Genomic DNA, 14,556 nt, shown 5'->3' on the forward strand with positions numbered 1-14,556 from the left:
CGCGGATGGCAATCTGGAGACGATAGTTAGCTCGTACGATGCTATGGTAGGACATGGTTCGGATCGTCCTGATGGGTCTTATCGCATCTGCACTGGTCCTTGGGTTCGGCCAAAGCTACGGCCAAGCCCAAACCGGAAGCTCGGGTGTAAAATCGGCGCAGAAACACTCGGTTGACAATGGGGCAGAGACCGGAACGGCACCAAGAAGTGATGCTATCCCGAACGGACCCCGCCTGATCGTGCTGATCACTTCAACGCTTATCGCTTTAAACCAGGCCAATTTGACCGGCAATTACAGCGTCTTTCGCGAGCTGAGCGCGCCGAGCTTCCAGATCGCGAATAGTGTCGGGCAACTTTCGGAGATCTTTTTGGATCTTCGGCACCGCAATTTCGATCTTTCGCCGATTCTGACACTGGAGCCTACATTGGTGAGGCAGCCAGAGATCGCTTCGAACGGAATGCTCCGCGTAAGCGGTTTCTTCCCAACCGTGCCGGAGCGCCTCAATTTCGATCTCATTTATCAGCGGGTTGACGGAAGATGGCTGGTTTTCGGAATCGCTGTCGATACGACGGCTGAGCGGCCGGCGAAGGCTACGGCTTATCCGCCGGAATTGCCAAGCCCTCCAACACGAAAGCCCCCGCACAAAGCCCAGGTGGGCCGGTGATTGTCATTTTGGGGCGGCGCAGGTTCCCAAAAGGCTGAAGATCCTTTGGAGCAGTCATGCCAACACGTCAGCGGTCGCGGTCAGCAGATGGGCTCATCCAGATCGGCCGCATTGGTCGCTACATGGTAACGACGATTCGGCCATAGCTCGCCTGATTTTAGATGGTGACCCCGGCTGGATTCGAACCAGCGACCCTCAGATTAGGAATGAGCCGAGAGCCTGCATGACTGTCGGGGGGAGAACACGTCTAGCGATTTAAGCAGTGGTTAGCGTGGTAGCTATTGGGTAGCTAGACACGTGGATGACCGTGGTTATCGTCAGCTAACATATTGAAGATAGTGGTGCCGGCTGGAGGATTCGAACCCCCGACCTACTGATTACAAATCAGCCGCTCTACCAACTGAGCTAAGCCGGCTTCTGTAGAGGCAGTCCTATCGAGCGCTCGCGGTTTCGGTGGAAAGCGGCGACGCGGCCCGGTGCGTCCTGGATAGCCGGGGAGGCGAGCCGCTTCAAGCGGGAAGGCGCGAGGCCGCCTCATCAGAGTTGCTGCAAGCGGCCGTCGCACCCCGCGTCCAACGCGGCGTTTTCACCGTCACAATCTCTTTTTCTTGCTTTGGCATCGATTTTTGCTGCCTCTAGGCGGGCATCGGGGCTTCCGTTTCGCCTATGAACCGCGCTATGTGGCGAGAAACGCATGCGCTGGGGGTGGCACGGTCCCCGCGCAGAATGCGGGATGAGGATCGGAGTTTCAGGCTGGTCTAGGGCTCTTGGGACATTCGTAGGCGGGCTCGCGCAAGGTGGGACGCTTGCGGAACGGGGAAGAAAGAGTCGTTTCAAGAGGATGGAAGGATTGAGTGATGCGCCAAGTGAGTAAGGATTTCGGCGGGCTGCGCGCCATGGCGAAAGGCATTTTTCTGGCCGGCGGCCTCGGGTTGGCCGTGGGCGCTGCAGCGCCGGCTCAAGCCCAGTCGATCGCAACGCCGGTGAAGCCGAATGTGAGCCTGCCGGGCGGTGCATCCTCGCTGACGGAGACCCATGACGACTGGACCGTCGGCTGTTCGGTGCAGGCGGATGGCAAGCGCTGCGTCATGAGCCAGGCGCTGGGCAACAAGCAGACCGGGCAGCGGCTGCTCAGCATGGAGCTCCAGCCCAAGGACGGTGCTATCGAAGGCGTGATCCTGGCGCCGTTCGGGCTTCGGCTGGCCAAGGGGCTTACGCTCAAGGTGGACGATCAGGAGCAGCTCGGCGAGCCCGCGGGCTTCACGACGTGCGTGGAAGCAGGCTGCGTGGTGCCGATCGCGTTCGATGCCGACCAGATCTCCAAGCTCTCTTCCGGCGAGACCCTCACCATCAATGCGGAGAACGGCTCCACCAGCGAACCGGTGAAGCTGACGATCTCTCTGAAAGGCTTCGATGCCGCGCGGAAGCGCTCGGCGGAGCTGATGCAGTAGGTTCCGGCTAGACGGCGGCGGACCTAGAAGGTGAAGAACTTGTAGGTCACGTCGCCATAGACGCCGATGCGATCGCTGGTGAAGTCATTGAGATCGACGTCGACACCGCTGGCGACGAATTCCTGGGTGCCGTTGGTCTCGGCGTACCAGTAGCGGAAACCGCCGGTGAGCGCCCAGTTCTCGGTCACGTCGACCTGGGCCGCCGCTTCGATCTGATAGCCCCAGCCCGTACCGTCACCCTGGATGTTCGGCACGGGGCCGAGATCGTCACGATAGAGATGGCTGTCCTCGTTATAGAGGCCGGCCACGGGGAGAAGCGCGAAATCGCCGATCAGGGTGATCCGGTCGAAGAACTTCGCGCGCACCTCAGCGCCGAGTCGCAAGGAATACCAGCTCATCTCGTTGCGGATCGCGCGGGAGCCGGGCGCGATCAAGTTGGTGCCGGCAGGGCATAGGGTGCCGCCGTTGCAGCGTGCACCGTAGGCGTCGGCCGTCTCGCCCCAATAGTTGAACCCGACGAAGGGGCTGACATCGATCTGTGGCCCTGCCGCGGTCACGAAGCTGAAGCGCTTGCCGATATCCACCGTGCCATAGAGCATGTTGTCGCCGTCGATGCTGCTATAGGTGTCGGAGAATTTCACTTGGCCGGAGAAATAGTCCTCGTCGTCGAGGCTTCCTCCGCTTAGCCAGCCGCCGCCGGCAAAACCTTTGAAGAACCACTGAGAGGGGTTCTCCGCCCGCAGGGTGTATTCGATGGTGCGGCCCTGCATGCCGTCATAGTCGAGGACGGAGGTGGGGCTTCCGAGGGATGAATCCACCCGCGCCGAATCGATGCTGTAGCTGGTGCTGCCCTCGCTCGCCCAAAAGCGCAGGCCCATCTGCCAGGAGGGCTCCGGCGTCGGGGGCGGGGGGATATAGACGTCCGGCTGGATCGGGTTCGCGCCGCCTTTGTAGATCGGGACAACGCCGCCATAGGTCTGGGCGTGGGCCGGCGCGCAGGCGATCCCATAAGTCAGCCCGAAGGCAAGTCCCAGAAGTAGGTGACGAAGGTCCAGTCTCATCTTTTCCCCACGGTTTAGGCAGGCGAGTCGCGGTTTGCGGTCTTGCACGCCAGAGTGGGGATCGGATGGTTAACAGCGGCTTAAAAGCCGGTTCGAAATGGAACAGCCCGGCCACGGAGATCTCCGCGCCGGGCTGTCATGGTCTTTTTTGCCGTTGCTTTCGGTTGCTTACGCGCACGCCGCTAACGACGGCTGGCCAGTAAGCCTGCGGCGAAGGCCACCGCGAGCAGGGTGATCGGGCTGGTCTTCCGCATGGCCTGATTGAGCTTCTTATCGACCATTTCCAGGCCTTCCGTGCCAGCGTCGACCATCATCTGCGGTTTCGACTTGGCGGGCCGTTCCCCGAAGAGGGGAATGGCTGCCAGTATGAAGCAAGCCAAGAGCAGCAATCCGCCCGCCACGATGCCGGAGGCCTCGAGCGGCGAGAATTCGGCAATTTCAACAAGCGCATGATATCCTGCCAGCAGACCGAAAATCAGCGCGAAAAGGAGAATGACGACACCGATGACGGCGACGATGGCCTGCCGCTTGATGGCGTCGACCTTCTCCTTGATCCGTGCTCCGATCTGCAGACTGGAGACCAGTCCAAGTAATTTTCCAAACATGAAATCCGGTCCTAGCGGCGGGTGAAGACGCCAAAGAGGAAGCCGAGACCGGCTGCAATGGCGACCGCCTGGAGCGGGTTCTTGCGGATCGCGTCCTCAGCCTCGTAGGCCTTCTCCATGGCCTTGTCCTGGGCGCGTCCCATCTGCCGATTGGCGATATCGGTTATGGAGTGGCGCAGGCCGTCGATTTCCTCACGGAGCGAGGCCACATGATCGGCCACACTTTCCGCCTCGGCCTGGGTGGCGCCAGCGCTGGTCGCGGTTTTCTTGGCACCAGAACGAAGATCATCAGTAGACATACGTTTATTCCCTTCTCTCGCAAAATCGGCGGTGATACCCGGTTAACTTGCCGCCGGGCCCGCAGTTCCATAGAATCGCCGCACTCTGGGCAGGTTCGGCCGACCGAAAGCCGCGCGACATCTTCCATTATGGACAGATGCGTCTTTACGCCCGATGAAAGCGGCTGAAAATACGATCATTTCTGGCGACGGGCCGGTTGACTTGCGGTAAGCTCGCGCCGGAATCGAGATCGCATCGGAGCAGGGGAAAACGATGCAGGGAAATCGCAAATGGGGCAGGCGGGTTCTCCTCGCTGCCGCCGCTCTGGGCTTTGTCTGGGCGGCAGCGCCCGATGATGCGCAGGCCGGGATGGTGCCTGGCGCCGGCGCCCTCGCGCAGCAAGGCGCGACCGGCGACCTGGTCGAGCCCGTTATCTTCTGGCATCGCCGGCAGCAGCAGGAGCTCTACTGCGTGGAAGGCCGCTACTGGTGGTACTACCGGCCTTATCAGGGCTCTGATGACTATGCGCGCTGCATGCCTTACTTCAAATATCCTGAACGGCCTGCAGGCCAATATCCGCCCCAGGGCGGCCTGAAGTAGCGGTTGGGGTCTTTTGGGGTCCATACCGTGCCAATTCGGGGCAGCCATTCAGAGCTGTTTTACGCCTAAGTTTCCGCACGTTAACGCGCCTGATACGGGTGCCGTTGCAGACTTCGCGCGCCATTCGCCGGCAAGATGACCTTGTCCAAGCGGGATGGCGTTTTCGTTGGAGTCCGCAAGATGAAGTTTGTTTTGAGTCTCGCTGCGGTGCTTGCGCTGGTCTTTGGGGCGACCCTTCTCCCGCTGGGCAACGAAGCGGAAGCCGGCTGCTGGAAGCTGCGTTGCGGCCGTGTTGCCGTCGTTCCGGCTCCGGTCGTGGTGGAGCCTGCTCCGGTGGTGCAGCCTGAAGTGGTCTACACCGTCCCGCAGCCCAACCCGATCCCGCTCCGCCGCGCCCGTCGCTGCGGCGGCAATTGCTATACGTCTTACCGCTATCCGCTCTATGCGGGCGGTTATACGGCCAACGCCTCTGTCGGCTGCGGTGTTGGCGTGCGGTCCTGCGGCTATTTCCGTCGCGACTGCTGGTACGACGCTTTCGGCCGCCGGTTCTGCAACTAAGCGGAAGCCGTTTTTTTTGGATATGAGGGAGGGGTTTAGCGCTCCTTCCTCACTCCATACTTCGAATTATTCATTCGTCCGATCACCTTGCGAGGCGGCCCAGTGCAGTGCGATGGCGCCGGCATTGGAGACGTTGAGGCTCGCAAGGGAGTCTTGCGTGCTGATGCGGCAGAGCTGATCGCACGTCTTGCGGGTGAGTTCGCGTAAGCCCCGGCCTTCGGCGCCAAGCACGATGCCGAGCGGACGCTTCGGCGTGACGCCTTCCAGGGCATCGGCGCCTTCCTCCGCGAAACCGATCAGCCAGAAACCGCGCTCCTTCAGGATCTCCAGGCTTTGGGCGAGATTTCCCACCAGAATCACCGGCACGAGATCGAGCGCGCCGCTGGCCGTCTTGGCCAGGGTGGCGTTCAACGGCGCGCTGTGGCGCTCCTGCATGATCAGCGCGCCGGCACCGAAGGCGGCCGCGGAGCGGAGCAGGGCGCCGACATTGTGGGGATCGGTCACCTGATCGAGAATCAGCACGATCTGCGTGTCCGGCAGGTCCTCGATGGAGAGGGCGGGCAGGGGCGAGACTTCCAGAGCGATTCCCTGATGCACCTGATCGGGGCCCAGAAGCTTGTCCAGATGCTTCGGCGTCACCGTCTCGACCTTGGTTCCGCGTGCCGCGATCGGCGACTCCAGCTTCCGCGCGGCGTTGGGCGTCGCCAGCAGGCGATGTACCTCGCGGGCGTCGTTGCGCAGCGCCGCTTCGACAGCGTGGAGCCCGTAGAGCCAGTGGGGCCCATCGGCGGCGCTACCCTGCCGGGAACGGCCTTGGCCGCCGGGCTGGGGGCGTCTGCGGCCGCCTGATCTTGGCGGAAAGCCATCCTTGCGGCCGGGTTTCGAGCGTTTGGCGGGGGAAGGGGGCATTTCGGAAATCCTGGCCTCGATTCTCCCCAAGGAGATGCCCTATCTTGCCGCTCAAGCCAAGCTGCCTGGATCGTCTGTTTCAGATTCTCGCCTAAGATTATTGCCAAAAATCGGTCGGGCAGGGCGGATTTGGAGTTGACAGGCGAGCCCCAGCTTTCCATAAACCAAGGTCTTTAACGGACCCTGCGGGCTAGCGGCGGGGCCTTTTTGCTTGGTTAGACATAACTCCGACAATTCGTCTTAAAGGAGGGGTGCCCGAGTGGCTAAAGGGGACGGGCTGTAAACCCGTTGGCTATGCCTACGTTGGTTCGAATCCAACCCCCTCCACCATCCCTTCCTTTGAGTGGGCGAATGCGGGTGTAGCTCAATGGTAGAGCAGCAGCCTTCCAAGCTGACGATGAGGGTTCGATTCCCTTCACCCGCTCCAAGTTCCTGGAGTGCCGGTGCGGAAGATCGGAAGCGAGGATTTGGCGCTCGAGCTTCGTAAGGCAAGCGCTGCCAGTTGAGCAGGTATCGAGACGGAAGAACGGGCAACGAGTTAGCGAGGCGGCGAGAGCTTGGCGTTGAAGCCGATAGGAGTGTAGCTCAACTGGCTAGAGCACCGGTCTCCAAAACCGGGGGTTGGGGGTTCGAGTCCCTCCACTCCTGCCACGGCAGGACAGGACTCTAACGGACGGCTCGAAGGCCTTCGAAGGCTGGAGGGCAAAGCCAGAGAGCTCCGGACGGTATTTCCGCTGAGCCCCGCCTGGTTGGGAAAACGAGAAGCAGCGCGGCCCATCAGAATTTCGGGCGAAGCGCTGAGAAAGCAATTTGAGGCGATGGCGAAGACGAACCCATTCGAGTTTCTGCAGGAAGTGCGGAGCGAGGTTTCGAAGGTTACCTGGCCGACCCGCCGGGAGACCGTGATCACGACCATCATGGTGGTGATCATGTCGATTCTGGCCGCGCTGTTCTTCCTGGCGGCCGACTACGTGCTGGGCAGTGCCGTCAGCTTCATTCTCGGACTTGGAGCGTAGAGCTGAAGCATGGCAATGCGCTGGTACATCGTTCACGCCTACTCGAATTTCGAGCGCAAGGTCGCGGAGTCCATCAAGGAGCATGCGGCGTCTGCGGGGCTTGAGGAAAAGTTCGAGCAGGTGCTTGTGCCGATGGAAGAGGTCGTGGAGATGCGCCGCGGCCGCAAGGTGGCCTCGGAGCGGAAGTTTTTTCCGGGCTACGTGCTTGTGAAGATGGAGCTCACCGACGAGACCTACCATCTGATCAAGAACACGCCGAAGGTCACGGGCTTCCTGGGCACGGACAACAAGCCGGTGCCGATCAGCGAGGCGGAAGCGACTCGGATCCTGCAGCAGGTGCAGGAAGGTGTGGAGCGGCCGAAGCCCTCCGTCAGCTTCGAGATCGGCGAGCAGGTGCGAGTGGCCGATGGGCCGTTCGCTTCGTTCAACGGTCTGGTGGAAGAGGTCGACGAGGAGCGGGCGCGGCTCAAGGTTGCGGTTTCGATCTTTGGGCGTGCGACGCCGGTCGAGCTGGAATACGGGCAGGTCGAGAAGCTCTAGGGCCGAAGGATACGGTCCGCGTAGGACAAGCGTAGAAAGAGACGAAGATGGCAAAGAAGATCGAAGGCTACATCAAGCTGCAGGTCCCGGCAGGACAGGCAAACCCTGCGCCGCCGATCGGCCCTGCGCTGGGTCAGCGCGGCGTGAACATCGCGGAGTTCTGCAAGCAGTTCAACGCGGCCACCCAGGACGTCGAGCCGGGCTCGCCGCTGCCGACCGTGATCACGGTCTATGCCGACCGCTCCTTCACTTTCGAGACGAAGACGCCGCCGGCGTCCTATCTCCTGAAGAAGGCGGCGAAGATCGGCAAGGGCTCCAAGGCTCCGGGGCAGGAAAGCGCCGGCAAGGTGAATCAGGATCAGCTTCGGCAGATCGCCGAGGCGAAGATGAAGGATCTCAACGCCAACAGCGTTGAGCAAGCGATGAAGATCGTCGAGGGCTCCGCGCGCTCGATGGGTCTCACGGTGGAGTAGAGACATGAGCAAGCCCGGTAAGCGTTATCGCGCGGCGAGCGAGAATATCGATCGCGAGGCGACTTATTCGCTGGAAGAAGCGGTCAAGATGATCAAGGACGGCGCCAAGGCGAAGTTCGACGAGACCGTTGAAGTGGCGATGAATCTCGGTGTCGACCCGCGTCATGCGGACCAGATGGTGCGCGGCGTATGCCAGCTGCCCAACGGCTCGGGCCGTACGCTTCGCGTCGGCGTTTTCGCCAAGGGCGACAAGGCCGACGAAGCCAAGGCCGCCGGTGCCGACGTGGTCGGCGCGGAAGACCTGGTGGAAGAGGTGCAGAAGGGCAATATCAATTTCGACCGCTGCATCGCCACGCCCGACATGATGCCGCTGGTCGGCCGTCTGGGTAAGGTGCTCGGCCCGCGTGGCCTGATGCCCAACCCGAAGGTCGGCACGGTGACCATGGATGTGGCTGACGCCGTTGCAGCCGCCAAGGGCGGTGCCGTGGAGTTCCGCGTGGAAAAGGCCGGTATCGTTCATGCCGGCGTCGGCAAGGCGAGCTTCGCCGAGAAGGCGCTGCTTGAGAACGTCCAGGCGTTCATCGACGCGGTGCTCAAGGCAAAGCCGGCCGGTGCTAAGGGCACGTTCCTGAAGCGTATCGCCGTGACCTCGACCATGGGGCCGGGTGTCAAGGTTGAGACGTCGAAGGTCGGAAGCGCGTAAGATTATGAGTTTCGGGGCTTCGGTCCCGGGAATGGTCCGTTCCTCTTTAGTATCTGGAACGGATCGAACCTGTCCGAGACTGCAGGTGTGGGCGACCACTTAAGCGCTTGAGGAAACTCAAGAGCCTGCATGAGACGGGGATACGAACGGTTCTATGGCGCGTACGGAGCGTATCTCCAATCGCGTCGGGAGATCGGTTTGAACCTCGGAAACGGCTTCAGCGCTCGCGAAGAGTGCCAAAGCGGACAGGCAATGGAGCGTCGCTTGGAAGAGCGGGGCGGCTTCTTTGCAGGGCCGCTTTTTGCGTATTCCGGGTGACAGGTGTGAAGCGGCTGAAGGCAGGACGCCTTCGGCCAAATTACGGAGTGAGCAGTGGATAGAGCTGAGAAGCGCGAAGTCGTAACGGCGCTTCACGATGTCTTCGCCAATACAGGCGTGGTCGTCGTGGCTCACTACTCCGGCTTGTCCGTCGCCGACATGACCGCTCTGCGTCGCCAAATGCGCGATGCAGGGGGCTCGGTCAAGGTGGCGAAGAACAGGCTGGTCAAGCTTGCGCTCGAAGGAACCGACGCCACGGGCATCTCGGAGCTGATGGAGGGACCGACCTGCATCGCCTATTCCGACGATCCGGTGGCGGCACCGAAGGTGGCCGTCAAGTTCGCCAAGGCCCACGACAAGTTCGTGATCCTGGGCGGCACGATGGGCACCACGATGCTGGATTCCAACGGCGTGGACTCGCTCGCCTCTCTGCCTTCGCTCGACGAGCTTCGTGGCAAGCTGGTCGGCCTCCTGCAGGCACCTGGCGGCAAGATCGCCCAGGTCGTCAATGCACCGGCCGGCAATGTTGCCCGGGTTCTCAGCGCATATGCGCAGAAAGGTGAAGCCGCTTGATGCCGTTACGCAAAAGCGACTTGAAACACTGATCGAGATTCGAACCGACAAGGACAAGAGTTATGGCTGATTTGGAAAAGATTGCTGACCAGCTCTCTGAGCTGACCGTGCTGGAGGCCGCCGACCTCGCAAAGCTTCTGGAAGAGAAGTGGGGCGTTTCCGCCGCTGCGCCGGTCGCGGTCGCAGGTGCTGCCGCTGGTGGTGGCGGCGAGGCTGCCGCGGCTGAGGAAAAGGACGAGTTCGACGTCGTCCTGAAGGAAGCCGGTGCCCAGAAGATCAACGTGATCAAGGAGGTCCGTGCGATCACCGGGCTCGGCCTGAAGGAAGCCAAGGACCTGGTCGAAGGTGCGCCCAAGCCGGTCAAGGAAGGCGCTCCGAAGGCCGAGGCCGAGGAGATCAAGAAGAAGCTCGAAGACGCGGGTGCGACAGTCGAGCTCAAATAGTTGGGTTGAAACCCGTCCGGGCGAGCGCCATATGTGCTCGCCCGGTCAACCCACCGAAATGGATGATTTGAGACGACTCACCTGAGCCTCCGCCGCACGTTAGCGGGGGTTCCGGCGAGCCGTCTTTGCGAGCTTAAGGGAAGAGGACTCTATGGCCCAGAAGCTGACGAATGGTCATAAGCGCTTGAGAAAAATGTTCGGCCGCATCCACGAAGTGGCCGAAATGCCGAACCTGATCGAGGTTCAGAAACAGTCATACGATCAGTTTCTGATGGTCGACGAGCCCGAAGGCGGACGGGCGGACGAGGGGCTGGAAGCGGTTTTCCGCTCCGTGTTCCCCATCAAGGATTTCGGCGATCGGGCGCAGCTCGAATTCGTCGGCTATGCCTTTGAGCAGCCCAAATACGACGTGGACGAGTGCCAGCAGCGCGACATGACCTTCGCCGCGCCGCTGAAGGTGACGCTGCGTCTGATCGTGTTCGATGTGAACGAAGAGACCGGCGCGCGCTCCGTCAAGGACATCAAGGAGCAGGACGTCTATATGGGCGACATGCCGTTCATGACCTCGAACGGCACCTTTGTGATCAACGGCACCGAGCGCGTGATCGTTTCCCAGATGCACCGTTCGCCGGGCGTCTTCTTCGATCACGACCGCGGCAAGACTCATTCTTCGGGCAAGCTGCTGTTCGCCGCCCGCATCATTCCGTATCGCGGCTCCTGGCTCGACTTCGAGTTCGACGCCAAGGACATCGTGCATGTGCGTATCGATCGTCGCCGCAAGCTTCCGGTGACGACACTGCTTTACGCGCTGGGGCTGGAAGGCGAGGAGATCCTCTCCACCTTCTACGACACCATCCAGTTCAAGGCGACGAAGGACGGCTGGAAGATGCCGTTCCGGCCTGAGCGCATGCGCGGCATCAAACCGATGACCGACCTAATCGACGCCAAGACCGGTAAGGTCGCCGTCGAGGCCGGCCGCAAGATCACCGCACGCCTCGCCAACAAGCTGGCCGAAGAGGGGCTGAAAGAGCTCCAGGTCACCGACGAGGATCTCTATGGCCGCTATCTGGCCGAAGAGGTGCTCAACACCGAGACCGGCGAGATCTACGGCGAGGCCGGCGAGGAAATTGATGAGAAACTCCTGGAGACCCTGAAAGAGCAGGGTATGAAGGAGATCCCGATCCTCGATATCGATCACGTCAATATCGGCGGGTTCATCCGCAACACGCTTGCGGCCGACAAGAACTCCAATCCGGAAGAGGCGCTGCTCGACATCTATCGCGTCATGCGCCCGGGCGAGCCGCCCACGCCGGAAGCCGCCAAGACCCTGTTCGAAGGCCTGTTCTTCGATGCCGAGCGCTACGATCTTTCCGCGGTGGGCCGCGTGAAGATGAACATGCGCCTCGATCTGGAGTGCCCGGACACGGTCCGCACCCTGCGCAAGGAAGACATTCTGGCGGTCATCAAGACCCTGGTGGATCTGCGCGACGGCAAGGGCGAGATCGACGACATCGACCATCTCGGCAACCGGCGCGTGCGCTCGGTCGGCGAGCTGATGGAGAACCAGTACCGTCTGGGTCTGCTGCGCATGGAGCGCGCTATCAAGGAGCGCATGAGCTCCGTTGATATCGACACGGTGATGCCGCAGGATCTGATCAACGCGAAGCCCGCGGCTGCCGCGGTGCGCGAGTTCTTCGGCTCCTCGCAGCTGTCTCAGTTCATGGACCAGACCAACCCGCTGTCGGAGATCACCCACAAGCGTCGCCTGTCGGCGCTTGGGCCGGGCGGTCTGACCCGCGAGCGGGCGGGCTTCGAGGTGCGCGACGTGCACCCGACCCATTACGGCCGTATCTGCCCGATTGAGACGCCGGAAGGCCCGAATATCGGTCTCATAAACTCGCTCGCCACGTTTGCGCGGGTGAACAAGTACGGCTTCATCGAGAGCCCGTATCGCAAGGTCGACAACGGCAAGGTGACCGACGAGGTCGTCTACCTCTCCGCCATGGAAGAGGCCCGCTACATCATCGCCCAGGCGAATGCGGAGCTGAACGAGGATGGTACCTTCGCCAACGAGCTGGTGACCACCCGTCATGCCGGTGACGTGGAGCTGACGCCGGCCGATCAGGTTACGCTGATCGACGTGTCGCCGAAGCAGCTCGTTTCGGTTGCCGCGGCGCTGATCCCGTTCCTGGAGAACGACGACGCGAACCGCGCTCTGATGGGTTCGAACATGCAGCGTCAGGCTGTGCCGTTGATCACGGCGGAAGCGCCGTTTGTCGGCACGGGCATGGAATCGGTCGTGGCCCGGGATTCGGGTGCGGCTATCGCCGCTCGCCGTGCCGGTGTTGTCGATCAGGTGGATGCCACCCGTATCGTCATCCGGGCGACGGAGGAGACCGATCCGTCCAAGTCGGGCGTCGACATCTACAACCTGCGGAAGTTCCAGCGCTCCAACCAGAACACCTGCATCAATCAGCGTCCGCTGGTGCGTGTGGGCGAGCAGGTCGGCAAGGGCACCATCATCGCCGACGGTCCCTCGACGGATCTGGGCGAGCTGGCCTTGGGCCGTAACGTGCTCGTCGCGTTCATGCCGTGGATGGGCTACAACTTCGAGGACTCCATCCTGATCTCCGAGCGCACGGTGCGCGAGGACGTCTTCACCTCTATCCATCTGGAAGAGTTCGAGGTGATGGCCCGCGACACGAAGCTCGGGCCGGAGGAGATCACCCGCGATATCCCGAACGTCTCCGAAGAGGCGCTCCGCAATCTCGACGAGGCCGGTATCGTCTATATCGGCGCCGAGGTGCATCCGGGCGATATCCTGGTCGGCAAGATCACGCCGAAGGGCGAGAGCCCTATGACGCCGGAAGAGAAGCTTCTGCGCGCCATCTTCGGCGAGAAGGCCTCCGATGTCCGCGATACGTCCCTGAAGCTGCCGCCCGGCGTGTCCGGCACGGTGGTCGAGGTGCGCGTCTTCAACCGCCACGGCGTGGAGAAGGACGAGCGCGCCATGGCGATCGAGCGGGAAGAGATCGAGCGTCTGGCGAAGGACCGCGACGACGAGCTCGCGATCCTGGACCGCAACGTGTTCGGCCGTCTGCGCGACGTGCTGCTGCACAAGCAGGTCGCCAAGGGCCCGAAGGGCTTCGCCAAGGACGCCAAGATCACCGAGGCCATGCTGGACGACGTCGAGCAGCACCAGTGGTGGGAAGTCGCGCTCAAGAACGAGAAGGCCATGGAGGAGGTCGAAGGCCTCCGCCGGCAGTATGACGAGGCGCGTAAGCGTCTTGAGCAGCGCTTCGTCGACAAGGTCGACAAGCTGCAGCGCGGCGACGAGCTCCCGCCTGGCGTGATGAAGATGGTCAAGGTCTTCGTCGCGGTGAAGCGGAAGATCCAGCCGGGCGACAAGATGGCCGGCCGTCACGGCAACAAGGGCGTGATCTCGCAGATCCTGCCCGTCGAGGACATGCCGTATCTCGAGGACGGCACACCCGTCGATATTGTGCTCAATCCGCTCGGCGTGCCGAGCCGAATGAACGTGGGTCAGATTCTCGAGACCCATCTCGGCTGGGCGTGTCGTGGCCTGGGTCACAAGATCGGCCAGGCTCTGGACGACTATCGCGAGTCCAATAAGGTCAAGCCGCTCAAGGACACGATGAAAGAGGTCTACGGCGACGACAAAAGGCTGGCGGAGCTCGACGACGAAGACGTCGTGGAAGCGGCGGAGCTGCTGCGACCGGGCGTTCCGGTCGGCACGCCGGTGTTCGACGGTGCGCACGAGTCCGATGTTACGGCGCTCCTGGAGCAGGCAGGTCTCGACGGTTCCGGCCAGGTCACGCTTTATGACGGCCGGACGGGCGAGGAGTTTGAACGTAAGGTCACTGTGGGCTACATCTATATGTTGAAGCTCCACCACCTCGTTGACGACAAGATCCACGCCCGGTCCATCGGGCCGTACAGCCTGGTCACCCAGCAGCCGCTGGGCGGCAAGGCCCAGTTCGGCGGTCAGCGCTTCGGCGAAATGGAGGTGTGGGCGCTGGAGGCATATGGCGCAGCGTACACCTTGCAGGAGATGCTTACGGTCAAGTCGGACGACGTGGCCGGCCGTACGAAGGTCTACGAGGCCATCGTGCGCGGCGACGACACGTTCGAAGCCGGCATTCCGGAGAGCTTCAACGTCCTTATCAAGGAAATGCGGGCCCTCGGCCTCAACGTGGACTTGGTTCAGCCCAAGCCCCAGGACGAGGCATCGGACCGGCCCCAGATTACCCAGCGCCCGGCGGCTGAATAGCCGGGCGCCTTTTCGCCGTTCGGGCGGTATCGAGCGGTGCGTGACTGTTTAGAGAGATGACGTCGGCGGCG

The 14,556-nt window shown here is 62.0% G+C and carries 15 protein-coding genes and 4 tRNA genes; 14 read left to right on the top strand and 5 right to left on the bottom strand.

Annotation, left to right across the window (positions count from 1 at the left end; genetic code table 11):
• The first annotated feature begins 53 nt into the window (after positions 1-53).
• Complete coding sequence (locus ACFQ2F_RS08065; RefSeq protein WP_379088334.1) at positions 54-665, top strand: hypothetical protein; 612 nt, start codon at positions 54-56, stop codon at positions 663-665.
• A 339-nt stretch (positions 666-1,004) separates the two neighbouring features.
• On the opposite strand, the gene ACFQ2F_RS08070 is transcribed toward ACFQ2F_RS08065, so the two are convergent.
• Positions 1,005-1,080 (bottom strand) — tRNA-Thr (locus ACFQ2F_RS08070).
• 442 nt (positions 1,081-1,522) lie between these two features.
• Here ACFQ2F_RS08070 and ACFQ2F_RS08075 point away from each other — a divergent pair.
• Positions 1,523-2,116, top strand: coding sequence for an invasion associated locus B family protein (locus ACFQ2F_RS08075; protein WP_379088337.1), 594 nt, complete (start codon positions 1,523-1,525; stop codon positions 2,114-2,116).
• Between the two features lie 23 nt (positions 2,117-2,139).
• On the opposite strand, the gene ACFQ2F_RS08080 is transcribed toward ACFQ2F_RS08075, so the two are convergent.
• From ACFQ2F_RS08080 to ACFQ2F_RS08090, 3 genes are all read right to left on the bottom strand, one after another.
• Complete coding sequence (locus ACFQ2F_RS08080; RefSeq protein WP_379088340.1) at positions 2,140-3,177, bottom strand: outer membrane protein; 1,038 nt, start codon at positions 3,175-3,177, stop codon at positions 2,140-2,142.
• Positions 3,178-3,359: 182 nt separating this feature from the next.
• Positions 3,360-3,782, bottom strand: coding sequence for a hypothetical protein (locus ACFQ2F_RS08085; RefSeq protein ID WP_379088343.1), 423 nt, complete (start codon positions 3,780-3,782; stop codon positions 3,360-3,362).
• 11 nt (positions 3,783-3,793) lie between these two features.
• Complete coding sequence (locus ACFQ2F_RS08090) at positions 3,794-4,081, bottom strand: DUF883 family protein (protein ID WP_379088346.1); 288 nt, start codon at positions 4,079-4,081, stop codon at positions 3,794-3,796.
• Between the two features lie 253 nt (positions 4,082-4,334).
• On the opposite strand from ACFQ2F_RS08090, the gene ACFQ2F_RS08095 reads away from it, so the two are divergent.
• Both ACFQ2F_RS08095 and ACFQ2F_RS08100 read left to right on the top strand, forming a co-directional pair.
• A complete protein-coding gene (locus ACFQ2F_RS08095) occupies positions 4,335-4,661 on the top strand; it encodes a hypothetical protein (protein WP_379088349.1) in 327 nt (108 codons plus the stop codon).
• Positions 4,662-4,841: 180 nt separating this feature from the next.
• A complete protein-coding gene (locus ACFQ2F_RS08100) occupies positions 4,842-5,219 on the top strand; it encodes a hypothetical protein (protein WP_379088352.1) in 378 nt (125 codons plus the stop codon).
• Positions 5,220-5,285: 66 nt separating this feature from the next.
• Here ACFQ2F_RS08100 and rlmB read toward each other — a convergent pair whose 3' ends face one another.
• Complete coding sequence (rlmB, locus tag ACFQ2F_RS08105; protein ID WP_379088355.1) at positions 5,286-6,128, bottom strand: 23S rRNA (guanosine(2251)-2'-O)-methyltransferase RlmB; 843 nt, start codon at positions 6,126-6,128, stop codon at positions 5,286-5,288.
• Positions 6,129-6,373: 245 nt separating this feature from the next.
• Here rlmB and ACFQ2F_RS08110 point away from each other — a divergent pair.
• The 10 genes from ACFQ2F_RS08110 to rpoB all read left to right on the top strand — a co-directional run bounded on the left by ACFQ2F_RS08110 (position 6,374) and on the right by rpoB (position 14,485).
• Positions 6,374-6,458, top strand: a tRNA-Tyr gene (locus tag ACFQ2F_RS08110).
• A gap of 23 nt (positions 6,459-6,481) precedes the next feature.
• Positions 6,482-6,555, top strand: a tRNA-Gly gene (locus ACFQ2F_RS08115).
• A 147-nt stretch (positions 6,556-6,702) separates the two neighbouring features.
• A tRNA-Trp gene (locus tag ACFQ2F_RS08120) sits at positions 6,703-6,779 on the top strand.
• A 167-nt stretch (positions 6,780-6,946) separates the two neighbouring features.
• Entirely contained in the window at positions 6,947-7,144 is a 198-nt protein-coding gene (gene secE / locus ACFQ2F_RS08125; protein ID WP_379088358.1) for a preprotein translocase subunit SecE, read from the top strand.
• 9 nt (positions 7,145-7,153) lie between these two features.
• The gene (gene nusG, locus ACFQ2F_RS08130) at positions 7,154-7,684 is read left to right on the top strand and encodes a transcription termination/antitermination protein NusG (protein ID WP_379088361.1); all 531 of its coding nucleotides are present in this window, start codon (positions 7,154-7,156) and stop codon (positions 7,682-7,684) included.
• Between the two features lie 47 nt (positions 7,685-7,731).
• Positions 7,732-8,157 (top strand): 50S ribosomal protein L11, encoded by a 426-nt coding sequence (rplK, locus tag ACFQ2F_RS08135; RefSeq protein WP_379088364.1) that lies wholly within the window; start codon positions 7,732-7,734, stop codon positions 8,155-8,157.
• Between the two features lie 4 nt (positions 8,158-8,161).
• Complete coding sequence (gene rplA, locus ACFQ2F_RS08140; protein WP_379088367.1) at positions 8,162-8,860, top strand: 50S ribosomal protein L1; 699 nt, start codon at positions 8,162-8,164, stop codon at positions 8,858-8,860.
• A 372-nt stretch (positions 8,861-9,232) separates the two neighbouring features.
• Positions 9,233-9,751, top strand: a complete 519-nt coding sequence (gene rplJ / locus ACFQ2F_RS08145) for a 50S ribosomal protein L10 (protein ID WP_379088369.1) — start codon at positions 9,233-9,235, stop codon at positions 9,749-9,751.
• A 62-nt stretch (positions 9,752-9,813) separates the two neighbouring features.
• Positions 9,814-10,194: a 50S ribosomal protein L7/L12 gene (gene rplL / locus ACFQ2F_RS08150; protein WP_379088372.1), complete on the top strand. Its 381-nt coding sequence runs from the start codon at positions 9,814-9,816 to the stop codon at positions 10,192-10,194.
• A gap of 151 nt (positions 10,195-10,345) precedes the next feature.
• Positions 10,346-14,485, top strand: coding sequence for a DNA-directed RNA polymerase subunit beta (rpoB, locus tag ACFQ2F_RS08155; protein WP_379088375.1), 4,140 nt, complete (start codon positions 10,346-10,348; stop codon positions 14,483-14,485).
• Positions 14,486-14,556: the final 71 nt, after the last annotated feature.

The sequence above is a fragment of the Methyloligella solikamskensis genome, from assembly GCF_042676065.1.
Classification (GTDB): Bacteria; Pseudomonadota; Alphaproteobacteria; order Rhizobiales; family Methyloligellaceae; genus Methyloligella; species Methyloligella solikamskensis.

Bases quoted from the DNA above. Each gene is read 5' to 3' on its own strand.
- rplA (WP_379088367.1), top strand. From the start codon at position 8,162: ATGAGCAAGCCCGGTAAGCGTTATCGCGCGGCGAGCGAGAATATCGAT.
- rlmB (WP_379088355.1), bottom strand. From the start codon at position 6,128: ATGCCCCCTTCCCCCGCCAAACGCTCGAAACCCGGCCGCAAGGATGGC.
- ACFQ2F_RS08080 (WP_379088340.1), bottom strand. From the start codon at position 3,177: ATGAGACTGGACCTTCGTCACCTACTTCTGGGACTTGCCTTCGGGCTG.
- ACFQ2F_RS08085 (WP_379088343.1), bottom strand. From the start codon at position 3,782: ATGTTTGGAAAATTACTTGGACTGGTCTCCAGTCTGCAGATCGGAGCA.
- nusG (WP_379088361.1), top strand. From the start codon at position 7,154: ATGGCAATGCGCTGGTACATCGTTCACGCCTACTCGAATTTCGAGCGC.
- rplL (WP_379088372.1), top strand. From the start codon at position 9,814: ATGGCTGATTTGGAAAAGATTGCTGACCAGCTCTCTGAGCTGACCGTG.
- ACFQ2F_RS08075 (WP_379088337.1), top strand. From the start codon at position 1,523: ATGCGCCAAGTGAGTAAGGATTTCGGCGGGCTGCGCGCCATGGCGAAA.
- secE (WP_379088358.1), top strand. From the start codon at position 6,947: ATGGCGAAGACGAACCCATTCGAGTTTCTGCAGGAAGTGCGGAGCGAG.
- rplK (WP_379088364.1), top strand. From the start codon at position 7,732: ATGGCAAAGAAGATCGAAGGCTACATCAAGCTGCAGGTCCCGGCAGGA.
- ACFQ2F_RS08095 (WP_379088349.1), top strand. From the start codon at position 4,335: ATGCAGGGAAATCGCAAATGGGGCAGGCGGGTTCTCCTCGCTGCCGCC.
- rpoB (WP_379088375.1), top strand. From the start codon at position 10,346: ATGGCCCAGAAGCTGACGAATGGTCATAAGCGCTTGAGAAAAATGTTC.
- ACFQ2F_RS08065 (WP_379088334.1), top strand. From the start codon at position 54: ATGGTTCGGATCGTCCTGATGGGTCTTATCGCATCTGCACTGGTCCTT.
- ACFQ2F_RS08100 (WP_379088352.1), top strand. From the start codon at position 4,842: ATGAAGTTTGTTTTGAGTCTCGCTGCGGTGCTTGCGCTGGTCTTTGGG.
- ACFQ2F_RS08090 (WP_379088346.1), bottom strand. From the start codon at position 4,081: ATGTCTACTGATGATCTTCGTTCTGGTGCCAAGAAAACCGCGACCAGC.